At 60.6% G+C, this 12,804-nt stretch carries 7 protein-coding genes; all 7 read left to right on the forward strand.

Annotation, left to right across the window (positions count from 1 at the left end):
- Positions 1–49 precede the first annotated feature (49 nt).
- The 7 genes from rplJ (at position 50) to fusA (ending at position 12,778) form a co-directional block, all read left to right on the forward strand.
- A complete protein-coding gene (gene rplJ / locus GCU53_RS15820; protein ID WP_152388458.1) occupies positions 50–550 on the forward strand; it encodes a 50S ribosomal protein L10 in 501 nt (166 codons plus the stop codon).
- A gap of 81 nt (positions 551–631) precedes the next feature.
- The gene (rplL, locus tag GCU53_RS15825) at positions 632–1,000 is read left to right on the forward strand and encodes a 50S ribosomal protein L7/L12 (RefSeq protein WP_152388459.1); all 369 of its coding nucleotides are present in this window, start codon (positions 632–634) and stop codon (positions 998–1,000) included.
- Between the two features lie 218 nt (positions 1,001–1,218).
- Positions 1,219–5,295 (forward strand): DNA-directed RNA polymerase subunit beta, encoded by a 4,077-nt coding sequence (gene rpoB / locus GCU53_RS15830; protein ID WP_152388460.1) that lies wholly within the window; start codon positions 1,219–1,221, stop codon positions 5,293–5,295.
- Positions 5,296–5,360: 65 nt separating this feature from the next.
- The gene (rpoC, locus tag GCU53_RS15835) at positions 5,361–9,560 is read left to right on the forward strand and encodes a DNA-directed RNA polymerase subunit beta' (RefSeq protein ID WP_152388461.1); all 4,200 of its coding nucleotides are present in this window, start codon (positions 5,361–5,363) and stop codon (positions 9,558–9,560) included.
- 137 nt (positions 9,561–9,697) lie between these two features.
- Positions 9,698–10,069, forward strand: coding sequence for a 30S ribosomal protein S12 (gene rpsL / locus GCU53_RS15840; RefSeq protein ID WP_039806165.1), 372 nt, complete (start codon positions 9,698–9,700; stop codon positions 10,067–10,069).
- A gap of 106 nt (positions 10,070–10,175) precedes the next feature.
- The gene (gene rpsG / locus GCU53_RS15845; protein WP_012699299.1) at positions 10,176–10,646 is read left to right on the forward strand and encodes a 30S ribosomal protein S7; all 471 of its coding nucleotides are present in this window, start codon (positions 10,176–10,178) and stop codon (positions 10,644–10,646) included.
- 29 nt (positions 10,647–10,675) lie between these two features.
- Positions 10,676–12,778, forward strand: a complete 2,103-nt coding sequence (fusA, locus tag GCU53_RS15850; RefSeq protein WP_039806162.1) for an elongation factor G — start codon at positions 10,676–10,678, stop codon at positions 12,776–12,778.
- Positions 12,779–12,804 lie beyond the last annotated feature (26 nt).

Genomic DNA, 12,804 nt, shown 5'->3' on the forward strand with positions numbered 1-12,804 from the left:
GCGCCGTCCGGCTCTGCTGGGCGAAACGGTAACATCCAGGAGTAAACCCGTGGCAATCAAGCTCGAAGACAAGAAGGCCATCGTCGCTGAAGTCAACGAGGCTGCCAAGGCTGCCCTGTCCGCTGTCGTGGCCGATGCCCGTGGCGTGACTGTCGGTGCCATGACCGGACTCCGTAAAGAGGCCCGCGAGGCTGGTGTGTACGTGCGAGTCGTGCGTAATACCCTGGCCCGCCGCGCTGTCGCAGGCACTCAGTTCGAGATCCTGAACGACGCGTTCAAAGGCCCGACCCTGATCGCTTTCTCCAATGAACATCCGGGCGCTGCAGCCCGCATCTTCAAGGAGTTTGCCAAGGGTCAGGACAAGTTCGAGATCAAGGCTGCTGCATTTGAAGGGCAGTTCCTTGCAGCCAACCAGATCGACGTACTGGCTACCCTGCCGACCTACAACGAAGCCGTTGCACAGCTGATGAGCGTGATTCAAGGCGCTACCAGCAAGCTGGCTCGTACCCTGGCGGCAATTCGCGACCAGAAAGAAGGTGTGGCTGCCTGACCGGCACCCAGGTTCTTTCGATTTCATATTTAATTTTGATGGCCGCATAAAGGTCGTCTATCCCTAACAGGAATTAGAGTCATGGCTCTGACCAACGAAGATATCATCAACGCCGTTTCCGAAATGTCCGTCATGCAGATCGTCGAGCTGATCAAGGCGATGGAAGAAAAGTTCGGCGTGACTGCTGCCGCTGCCGTGGCTGCCGGCCCGGCTGCCGCTGCTCCGGTCGCTGAAGAGCAAACCGAGTTCACCATCGTTCTGGCCGAGGCTGGCGACAAGAAAGTGAACGTGATCAAGGTCGTTCGCGAACTGACCGGCCTGGGTCTGAAAGAGGCCAAGGCTGTTGTCGATGGCGCTCCGGGCGTAGTCAAGGAAGGCGTCTCCAAGGAAGAGGCCGAGGCTGCCAAGAAGGCCCTGGAAGAAGCTGGCGCGAAAGTCGAGCTCAAGTAAGCGACGATCTTGCGTCTACGGCCTGCGCGCCTTGCGTAAGGCTGATGGCTGGTGGCTGGAGCCACCGGCCTTTTTCCGTTATGGGTGGCTTGCTGTCTGCTGCCGCCCATGACCTACCACCTCAGAGGTGGCGCAGGCAATCGAATCGGCCTGCACGATTTCTGGCAGCTCCCCTTCGGAGAGGCCAAACAAGCAGGTGACCAAGCTGGGGAACGCTGATGGCTTACTCATACACTGAGAAAAAACGTATCCGCAAGGACTTTAGCAAGTTGCCGGACGTCATGGATGTGCCTTATCTCCTGGCTATCCAGTTGGATTCCTATCGCGAATTCCTGCAGGCCGGTATGAGCAAGGACAAGCTCCGCGACGTTGGCTTGCATGCAGCCTTCAAGTCCGTTTTCCCGATCATCAGCTATTCCGGCAATGCTGCCCTGGAATACGTTGGCTACCGTCTGGGCGAGCCGGCCTTCGACGTCAAGGAGTGCGTGCTGCGCGGCGTGACCTTCGCTGTACCGCTTCGCGTGAAGGTGCGCCTGATCATTTTCGACAAGGAATCTTCGAACAAGGCGATCAAGGACATCAAGGAGCAGGAGGTCTACATGGGGGAAATCCCCCTGATGACCGAGAACGGCACCTTTATCGTCAACGGTACCGAGCGCGTGATCGTTTCCCAGCTGCACCGTTCCCCAGGTGTGTTCTTTGATCACGACCGCGGCAAGACCCACAGCTCGGGCAAGCTGCTGTATTCCGCGCGGATCATTCCCTACCGCGGCTCCTGGCTCGACTTCGAGTTCGATCCGAAGGATGCCGTGTTCGTCCGTATCGACCGCCGCCGCAAGTTGCCGGCCTCGGTACTGCTGCGTGCGCTTGGATACACCACCGAAGAAGTGCTGGGCATTTTCTACGATACCAATGTGTTCCATGTGACGGAGCATGGCCTCAGTCTGGAGCTGGTGCCGCAGCGTCTGCGTGGTGAAATCGCCGCCTTCGACATCAAGGATGTCTCCGGCAAGGTCATCGTCGAGCAGGGGCGACGCATTACTGCTCGTCACATCAACCAGTTGGAGAAGGCCGGCATCAAGGAGCTGGATGTCCCGCTGGAGTACGTCCTGGGACGTACTACGGCCAAGGCCATCGTGCACCCGTCGACCGGCGAAATCATCGCCGAGTGCAACAGTGAGCTGACCCAAGAGCTGCTGGTGAAGATCGCCAAGGCTCAGGTCGTGCGCCTCGAAACCCTCTACACCAACGACATCGACTGTGGTCCGTTTATCTCCGACACGCTGAAGATCGACTCGACCACCAATCAGTTGGAGGCACTGGTCGAGATCTACCGCATGATGCGTCCGGGGGAGCCGCCGACCAAGGATGCTGCTGAGACCCTGTTCAACAACCTGTTCTTCAGTGCTGAGCGGTACGATCTGTCCGCTGTCGGCCGCATGAAGTTCAACCGCCGCATCGGGCGCGAAGAAATCGAGGGTCCAGGCGTACTGAGCCGCGAGGACATCGTCGATGTGCTTAAGACCCTGGTGGGTATCCGCAACGGCAAGGGTATCGTCGATGACATCGACCATCTGGGCAACCGTCGCGTGCGCTGTGTCGGTGAAATGGCCGAGAACCAGTTCCGTGTCGGCCTGGTACGCGTCGAGCGTGCCGTCAAGGAGCGTCTGTCGATGGCGGAGAGTGAGGGCCTGATGCCTCAGGACCTGATCAATGCCAAGCCGGTGGCTGCAGCAGTCAAGGAGTTCTTCGGCTCCAGCCAGCTGTCGCAGTTCATGGACCAGAACAATCCACTGTCGGAGATCACGCACAAGCGCCGTGTCTCCGCCCTTGGCCCGGGTGGTCTGACTCGCGAGCGTGCCGGTTTCGAGGTGCGTGACGTGCACCCGACCCACTATGGCCGCGTGTGCCCGATCGAAACGCCTGAAGGCCCGAACATCGGTCTGATCAACTCCCTGGCTGCCTATGCCCGCACCAACCAGTACGGCTTCCTGGAGAGTCCGTACCGTGTGGTCAAGGAGGGGCAGGTCACCGACCAGATCGTGTTCCTGTCCGCCATCGAGGAAGCCGACCATGTGATTGCCCAGGCTTCCGCGACGCTGGACGAGAGTGGCCGGCTGATTGACGAACTGGTAGCGGTCCGCCATCTGAACGAGTTCACCGTCAAGGCTCCGGAAGACGTCACCCTGATGGACGTCTCGCCGCGGCAGGTGGTGTCCGTTGCGGCCTCGCTGATTCCGTTCCTCGAGCACGACGACGCCAACCGTGCGCTCATGGGGTCCAACATGCAGCGTCAGGCCGTGCCGACCCTGCGTGCCGACAAGCCGCTGGTGGGCACCGGGATGGAGCGCAACGTGGCGCGCGACTCCGGCGTCTGCGTGGTGGCCCGCCGTGGCGGGGTGATCGACTCGGTCGACGCCAGCCGCATCGTGGTGCGCGTCAACGACGACGAGGTCGAAACCGGCGAAGCCGGTGTGGATATCTACAACCTGACCAAGTACACCCGTTCCAACCAGAACACCTGCATCAACCAGCGTCCGCTGGTCAGCAAGGGTGATCAGGTCTCGCGCGGCGACATCATGGCCGACGGCCCGTCCACCGACATGGGCGAGCTGGCCCTGGGGCAGAACATGCGCGTGGCGTTCATGCCCTGGAACGGCTTCAACTTCGAGGACTCGATCTGCCTGTCCGAGCGCGTGGTGCAGGAAGATCGCTTCACCACCATCCACATCCAGGAACTGACCTGTGTGGCGCGGGACACCAAGCTCGGTCCGGAGGAAATCACCGCGGATATCCCGAACGTCGGCGAGGCTGCACTGAACAAGCTGGACGAAGCCGGTATCGTCTATGTCGGTGCCGAGGTCATGGCTGGCGACATCTTGGTTGGCAAGGTCACTCCGAAGGGCGAGACCCAACTGACTCCGGAAGAGAAGCTGCTGCGGGCGATCTTCGGCGAGAAGGCCAGTGACGTGAAGGACACCTCCCTGCGCGTGCCGACCGGCACCAAGGGCACCGTCATCGATGTCCAGGTTTTCACCCGCGATGGCGTCGAGCGCGATTCCCGTGCCTTGGCCATCGAGAAGATGCAACTGGACGAGATCCGCAAGGATCTCAACGAGGAGTTCCGCATCGTCGAAGGCGCCACCTTCGAGCGTCTGCGGGCCGCCTTGGTCGGCGCCATGTGCGAAGGCGGGGCCGGCCTGAAGAAGGGCACCGAGATCAGCGATGAAATTCTCGACGGGCTCGAGCGTGGTCAGTGGTTCAAGCTACGCATGACCGACGACGCCCTCAACGAGCAGCTGGAGAAGGCGCAGGCCTACCTGGCCGACCGCCGTCAGCTGCTCGACGACAAGTTCGAGGACAAGAAGCGCAAGCTGCAGCAGGGGGACGACCTGGCTCCGGGCGTGCTGAAGATCGTCAAGGTCTATCTGGCCATCAAGCGCCGCATCCAGCCGGGCGACAAGATGGCTGGCCGCCACGGCAACAAGGGTGTGGTGTCGGTGATCATGCCGGTCGAGGACATGCCCCACGATGCCAACGGCACTCCCGTGGATATCGTCCTCAACCCGCTGGGCGTGCCGTCGCGGATGAACGTCGGGCAGATCCTCGAAACCCACCTGGGGCTGGCAGCCAAGGGCCTGGGCGAGAAGATCAACCGGATGCTTGAGGAGCAGCGCAAGGTCGCCGAGCTGCGTCAGTTCCTCGGCGAGGTGTACAACGAGATCGGCGGGCGCAAGGAGGAAGAGCTGGACTCTCTGAGCGATACCGAGATCCTCGACCTGGCGAACAACCTGTGCGGCGGCGTGCCGATGGCTACGCCGGTGTTCGATGGCGCCAAGGAAAGCGAAATCAAGGCCATGCTGAAGCTGGCCGATCTGCCGGAAAGCGGTCAGATGCGCCTGTTCGATGGTCGGACCGGCAACCAGTTCGAGCGTCCGACCACCGTCGGTTACATGTACATGCTCAAGCTGAACCACCTGGTCGACGACAAGATGCACGCGCGCTCCACTGGTTCCTACAGCCTGGTGACCCAGCAGCCGCTGGGCGGCAAGGCGCAGTTCGGCGGTCAGCGTTTCGGGGAGATGGAGGTCTGGGCGCTGGAAGCCTATGGCGCCGCCTACACCCTGCAGGAAATGCTCACCGTGAAATCGGATGACGTGAATGGCCGGACCAAGATGTACAAGAACATCGTGGACGGCGATCACCGCATGGAGGCCGGTATGCCCGAGTCCTTCAACGTGCTGATCAAGGAAATCCGCTCGCTCGGCATCGACATCGAACTGGAAACCGAATAACCACGCACCGTCCATGCGGTGCCCGGCGCTAGCCGGCCACCGCCGGTTCGTGAGGAGGAAAGGCCTTGAAAGACTTGCTGAATCTCTTGAAAAACCAGGGTCAACTCGAAGAGTTCGATGCCATTCGTATCGGTCTGGCTTCGCCCGAGATGATCCGCTCCTGGTCCTTCGGTGAAGTGAAGAAGCCGGAGACAATCAACTACCGTACCTTCAAGCCTGAGCGCGATGGCCTGTTCTGCGCCAAGATCTTCGGGCCGGTGAAGGACTACGAGTGCCTGTGCGGCAAGTACAAGCGCCTCAAGCATCGTGGTGTGATCTGCGAGAAGTGCGGGGTGGAGGTTGCCCTGGCCAAGGTGCGCCGCGAGCGCATGGCGCACATCGAGCTGGCCTCGCCGGTCGCCCACATCTGGTTCCTCAAGTCGCTGCCGTCGCGCATCGGCCTGCTGCTGGACATGACCCTGCGCGATATCGAGCGTGTGCTCTATTTCGAGAGCTACGTGGTGATCGATCCGGGCATGACCACCCTGGAGAAAGGGCAACTGCTCAACGATGAGCAGTACTTCGAGGCACTCGAGGAGTTCGGTGACGACTTCGATGCGCGCATGGGTGCCGAGGCGGTTCGCGAACTGCTCAACCAGATCGACCTGGAGCACGAGATCGGCCGCCTGCGCGAGGAGATTCCGCAGACCAACTCGGAAACCAAGATCAAGAAGTTGTCCAAGCGCCTGAAGCTGATGGAGGCCTTTCAGGGCTCCGGCAACCTGCCGGAGTGGATGGTGCTGACCGTGCTGCCGGTGCTGCCGCCGGACCTGCGTCCGTTGGTGCCGCTGGATGGTGGCCGCTTTGCGACCTCCGACCTGAACGACCTGTACCGCCGGGTGATCAACCGCAACAACCGCCTGAAGCGCCTGCTCGATCTGGCCGCACCGGATATCATCGTGCGCAACGAGAAGCGCATGCTGCAGGAGGCGGTGGATGCCCTGCTGGACAACGGTCGCCGTGGCCGGGCCATTACCGGCTCTAACAAGCGCCCGCTGAAGTCCCTGGCCGACATGATCAAGGGCAAGCAGGGCCGTTTCCGCCAGAACTTGCTGGGCAAGCGCGTCGACTACTCCGGTCGTTCGGTGATCACCGTGGGCCCGACCCTGCGTCTGCACCAGTGCGGCCTGCCGAAGAAGATGGCGTTGGAGCTGTTCAAGCCGTTCATCTTCGGCAAGCTGGAAACCCGCGGCATGGCCACCACCATCAAGGCGGCCAAGAAGATGGTCGAGCGCGAGCTGCCCGAGGTCTGGGACGTGCTTGCCGAAGTCATTCGCGAACATCCGGTACTGCTCAACCGTGCGCCGACCCTGCACCGTCTGGGTATCCAGGCGTTCGAGCCGGTGCTCATCGAGGGCAAGGCAATCCAGCTGCACCCGCTGGTCTGCGCCGCCTACAATGCCGACTTCGACGGCGATCAGATGGCCGTGCACGTCCCGCTGACCCTCGAGGCCCAGTTGGAGGCGCGTGCGCTGATGATGTCGACCAACAACATCCTCTCGCCGGCCAACGGTGAACCGATCATCGTGCCGTCGCAGGACGTGGTGCTGGGTCTGTACTACATGACCCGTGAGGCAGTGAACGCCAAGGGAGAAGGGCGCATCTTTGCCGATCTGCAGGAGGTCGACCGTGTATTCCGGGCTGGCGAGGCATCGCTGCATGCTCGCGTGAAGGTGCGGATCAACGAGACTGTCAAGCAGAAGGATGGCAGCCTGGTCCACAACACCCGCATCGTCGACACCACCGTCGGCCGGGCGCTGCTGTTCCAGGTCGTGCCCGCTGGTCTGCCGTTCGATGTCGTCAACCAGCCGATGAAGAAGAAGGCGATCTCCAAGCTGATCAACCACTGCTATCGCACCGTGGGGCTGAAGGATACCGTCATCTTCGCCGACCAGCTGATGTACACCGGCTTTGCCTTCTCGACCCTGTCGGGCGTTTCCATCGGTGTGAACGATTTTGTCATTCCGGCGGAGAAGGCGCGAATCATCGAGGGCGCCACCGAGGAAGTGAAGGAGATCGAGAGCCAATACGCCACCGGCCTGGTGACCCAGGGCGAGAAGTACAACAAGGTGATCGACCTGTGGTCCAAGGCCAACGACGAAGTATCCAAGGCGATGATGGCCAACCTCTCGAAAGAGAAGGTCATCGATCGCCATGGCAATGAGGTCGAGCAGGAGTCGTTCAACTCCATGTACATGATGGCGGACTCCGGTGCGCGGGGTTCCGCTGCGCAGATCCGTCAGCTGGCCGGCATGCGCGGTCTGATGGCCAAGCCCGACGGCTCGATCATCGAAACGCCGATCACCGCGAACTTCCGCGAAGGCCTGAACGTACTGCAGTACTTCATCTCCACGCACGGTGCACGGAAGGGGCTGGCGGATACCGCACTGAAAACCGCGAACTCCGGTTACCTCACCCGTCGTCTGGTGGATGTGGCCCAGGATCTGGTTGTGACCGAGATCGATTGCGGCACCGAGCAGGGCCTGCTGATGACCCCGCATATCGAGGGCGGCGACGTGGTCGAGCCGCTCGGCGAGCGGGTGCTCGGGCGGGTCATCGCCAAGGATGTGTTCCGTCCCGGGACCGACGAGGTCATCGTGCCGGCCGGCACCCTGATCGACGAGAAATGGGTCGAGTTCATCGAGATGAACACCATCGACGAGGTGGTTGTGCGTTCGCCGATCACCTGCGAGACCCGTTACGGCATCTGCGCCAAGTGCTACGGTCGCGATCTGGCGCGCGGGCATCAGGTGAACATCGGTGAAGCGGTAGGCGTGATCGCCGCGCAGTCCATCGGTGAGCCGGGCACCCAGCTGACCATGCGGACCTTCCACATCGGCGGTGCGGCCAGCCGGACCTCGGCCGTGGACAACGTCCAGGTGAAGAACGGCGGCAACATCCGTCTGCACAACCTGAAATACGTCGAGCGGGCCGATGGTGCGCTGGTTGCAGTGTCCCGCTCCGGCGAGCTGGCCGTGGCCGACGATTTCGGCCGCGAGCGTGAGCGCTACAAGCTGCCGTACGGTGCGGTGATTTCGGTGAAGGAGGGCGACAAGGTCGACCCGGGTGCCATCGTTGCCAAGTGGGACCCGCATACCCACCCGATCGTCACGGAAATGAAGGGTACTGTGGCCTTCGTCGGCATGGAGGAGGGCATCACCATTAAGCGCCAGACCGACGAACTGACCGGTCTGACCAACATCGAGGTGATGGATCCGAAGGACCGTCCGGCTGCCGGCAAGGATATCCGTCCGGCGGTCAAGCTGGTCGATGCCAATGGCAAGGAACTGCTGCTGCCGGGTACCGACGTGCCGGCCCAGTATTTCCTGCCGGCGAACGCCCTGGTCGGTGTGGCTGACGGCGCCGAAGTAGGGGTGGGCGACGTGATTGCCCGTATTCCTCAGGAGACTTCGAAGACCCGCGACATCACCGGCGGTCTGCCGCGCGTTGCCGACCTGTTCGAAGCGCGCCGTCCGAAAGAGCCATCAATCCTTGCGGAAGTCAGCGGTACCATCAGCTTTGGCAAGGAAACCAAGGGCAAGCGTCGTCTGGTCATTACCCCGAACGATGGCAGCGATCCGTACGAGGAGCTGATCCCGAAATGGCGTCACCTCAACGTCTTCGAGGGCGAGCAGGTAAACCGTGGCGAAGTGATCTCCGATGGTCCGAGCAATCCGCACGACATTCTGCGTCTGCTGGGGGTCAGCGCGCTGGCCAAGTACATCGTCAACGAGATCCAGGATGTGTACCGCCTGCAGGGCGTGAAGATCAACGACAAGCACATCGAGACCATCCTGCGGCAGATGCTGCGCAAGGTAGAGGTCAGCGAGGCGGGAGACTCGAGCTTCATCAAGGGCGATCAGGTGGAGCTGACTCAGGTCCTCGAGGAAAACGAGCAGTTGGCGACCGAGGATCGCTTCCCGGCGAAATACGAGCGTATTCTGCTGGGCATCACCAAGGCGTCGTTGTCGACCGAGTCGTTTATTTCCGCCGCCTCCTTCCAGGAGACTACCCGCGTTCTCACCGAGGCTGCGGTTACCGGCAAGCGTGACTACCTGCGTGGCCTGAAGGAGAACGTAGTGGTGGGCCGGCTAATTCCTGCCGGTACCGGCTTGGCCTATCACAGCGAGCGCAAGCGCAAGCGTGATGCCGAGAAGCCGGTGCGGGTGAGTGCGGAGGAGGTCGAAGCCGCCTTGACTGAGGCCCTCAACACCAGCGGTAACTGACAGACATCGCCCGGCCCTGCGCCGGGCCTTGCCTTGACTGGGATCGGGAGTCTCTTTAGACTAACGGACCCTAAATTTGGCAGGGCGAATCGCTCTGCCATTTTGTTTATGTCGAAAGACAACAGTGGAGCTAGTAGATGGCAACTATCAACCAGCTGGTGCGTCAGCCGCGCAAGCGTCTCGTCGACAAGAGCGACGTGCCTGCGCTGCAGAACTGCCCCCAGCGCCGTGGCGTGTGCACCCGGGTGTACACCACCACGCCGAAAAAACCGAACTCGGCACTGCGTAAGGTCTGCCGTGTGCGCCTGACCAACGGTTACGAGGTCACCTCCTATATCGGCGGCGAGGGGCACAACCTGCAGGAGCACAGTGTAGTGCTGATCCGTGGCGGTCGTGTCAAGGACCTTCCGGGTGTCCGTTACCACACCGTGCGCGGTTCGCTGGATACCACCGGCGTGAAAGACCGCAAGCAGGGTCGTTCCAAATACGGTACCAAGCGTCCGAAGTAGTTCGGCGCGCCAATTTTCTATTTGTTGAGTCGATAAGAGTAAGGTCGGACGTGGCCTTGGTGGCTACCGTTCCGAGCTAACCTGAAGACCGTTTGAGGGCTTATCAATGCCAAGACGTCGTGTAGCAGCCAAGCGTGAGATTCTGGATGATCCGAAGTACGGAAGCCAAATTCTTGCCAAGTTCATGAACCACGTGATGGAAAGCGGCAAGAAGGCGGTTGCCGAGCGCATCGTTTATGGCGCGCTGGATACCGTCAAATCCCGCAAGAACAGCGATCCCCTGGAAATCTTCGAAAAAGCACTCGACGCCATCGCTCCGCTGGTCGAAGTGAAGTCCCGCCGCGTGGGTGGTGCGACTTACCAGGTTCCGGTCGAGGTTCGTCCGTCGCGTCGCAATGCGCTGGCCATGCGCTGGCTGGTGGACTCCGCACGCAAGCGTGGCGAGAAATCTATGGCCCTGCGTCTCGCTGGTGAGCTGCTTGACGCCTCCGAGGGCAAGGGCGCTGCTGTGAAGAAGCGTGAAGACGTGCATCGCATGGCCGAGGCGAACAAGGCGTTCTCGCACTATCGTTTCTGAATTCAGCTTCCATCTACGAGGACCTCATTGTGGCCCGTACAACCCCTATCAATCGCTACCGTAACATCGGTATCTGCGCCCATGTGGACGCAGGCAAGACGACGACTACGGAGCGGATCCTGTTCTACACAGGCGTCAACCACAAGATGGGCGAGGTGCATGATGGCGCCGCCACCATGGACTGGATGGTGCAGGAGCAGGAGCGCGGTATCACCATTACCTCCGCTGCGACCACCGCCTTCTGGCAAGGCTCGACCAAGCAGTACGACAACTATCGCGTAAACATCATCGATACCCCCGGTCACGTGGACTTCACCATCGAAGTGGAGCGCTCACTGCGTGTGCTGGACGGCGCTGTGGTGGTGTTCTGTGGTACCTCCGGTGTCGAGCCGCAGTCCGAAACCGTATGGCGTCAGGCCAACAAGTACGGCGTGCCGCGTATCGTCTACGTGAACAAGATGGACCGTGCTGGTGCCAACTTCCTGCGCGTCGTCGAGCAGATCAAGAAGCGTCTGGGCCACACTCCGGTCCCGGTACAGCTGGCCATCGGCGCGGAAGAGAACTTCCAGGGTCAGATCGATCTTCTCAAGATGAAGGCGATTTACTGGAACGAAGATGATCAGGGTATGACCTACCGCGAGGAAGAGATTCCGGCGGAGTTGCAGGGGCTTGCCGAGGAGTATCGCTCCAACATGGTGGAGGCTGCTGCCGAGGCCAACGAAGAGCTGATGAACAAGTACCTTGAGGGGGGCGAGCTGTCGATCGAAGAGATCAAGGCTGGGCTGCGTCAGCGCACCATCGCGTGTGAGATCGTCCCGGCTGTATGCGGTTCCTCCTTCAAGAACAAGGGTGTTCCGCTGGTTCTCGACGCCGTTATCGAATTTCTTCCGGCTCCGACCGAGATCCCTGCAATCAAGGGCGTGCATCCCGATAACGAGGAAATCGTCGACGAGCGTCATGCTGACGATAACGAGCCGTTCTCGGCGCTGGCGTTCAAGATCGCTACCGACCCGTTTGTGGGTACCTTGACGTTTGCTCGAGTGTACTCGGGTGTTCTCAGCTCTGGCGACTCGGTTATCAACTCGGTCAAGGGCAAAAAAGAGCGTGTAGGGCGTATGGTGCAAATGCACGCCAACACTCGCGAAGAAATCAAGGAAGTGCGTGCTGGTGATATCGCGGCGCTGATTGGTATGAAGGACGTCACAACTGGTGACACCCTGTGCTCGATCGAGAAGCCGATCATTCTCGAGCGTATGGACTTCCCGGAGCCGGTAATCTCCGTGGCGGTCGAGCCGAAGACCAAGGCTGACCAGGAAAAGATGGGTATCGCCCTTGGCAAGCTGGCACAGGAAGACCCGTCTTTCCGCGTCAAGACCGATGAGGAAAGTGGACAGACCATTATTTCCGGTATGGGCGAGTTGCATCTGGACATTCTGGTCGATCGCATGAAGCGCGAGTTCGGTGTCGAGGCTAACATCGGCAAGCCTCAGGTGGCTTATCGCGAGACCATTCGCAACAAGTGCGAGATCGAAGGCAAGTTCGTGCGTCAGTCCGGTGGTCGTGGCCAGTTCGGTCATTGCTGGATTCGTTTCGAGCCGGCTGACGAGGGTCAGGAAGGGTTGCTCTTCACTAACGAGGTTGTGGGTGGTGTGATTCCGAAGGAATACATCCCGGCGATCCAGAAGGGTATCGAAGAGCAGATGAAGAACGGTGTGGTTGCGGGTTATCCGCTGCTTGGTCTGAAAGCCGCCGTATTCGATGGCTCCTACCATGACGTTGACTCCAATGAAATGGCGTTCAAGATTGCGGCCTCCATGGCGACCAAGCAGCTGTCCCAGAAGGGCGGTGCGGTGCTGCTCGAGCCGATCATGAAGGTCGAGGTGGTTACTCCGGAGGACTACATGGGTGATGTCATGGGCGACTTGAATCGTCGTCGTGGTCTGATCCAGGGTATGGAGGACACCGTCTCCGGCAAGGTCATCCGCGCCGAAGTCCCGCTGGGCGAGATGTTTGGTTACGCTACCGATGTACGTTCGATGTCCCAGGGACGCGCCAGCTACTCCATGGAATTCTCGAAGTACTCCGAAGCTCCGGCCAACATCGCCGAAGCTATCGTCAAAAAACAAGGTTGATTCAGCCCTTTAAGTAAGAGGTTTAC

Source organism: Azotobacter salinestris (assembly GCF_009363155.1).
GTDB classification, from domain to species: domain Bacteria; phylum Pseudomonadota; class Gammaproteobacteria; order Pseudomonadales; family Pseudomonadaceae; genus Azotobacter; species Azotobacter salinestris.

What these genes read in the sequence shown, in the direction of transcription:
- rpsL (WP_039806165.1), top strand. Translation starts at nt 9,698, where the DNA reads ATGGCAACTATCAACCAGCTGGTGCGTCAGCCGCGCAAGCGTCTCGTC.
- rplL (WP_152388459.1), top strand. Translation starts at nt 632, where the DNA reads ATGGCTCTGACCAACGAAGATATCATCAACGCCGTTTCCGAAATGTCC.
- rpoB (WP_152388460.1), top strand. Translation starts at nt 1,219, where the DNA reads ATGGCTTACTCATACACTGAGAAAAAACGTATCCGCAAGGACTTTAGC.
- rpsG (WP_012699299.1), top strand. Translation starts at nt 10,176, where the DNA reads ATGCCAAGACGTCGTGTAGCAGCCAAGCGTGAGATTCTGGATGATCCG.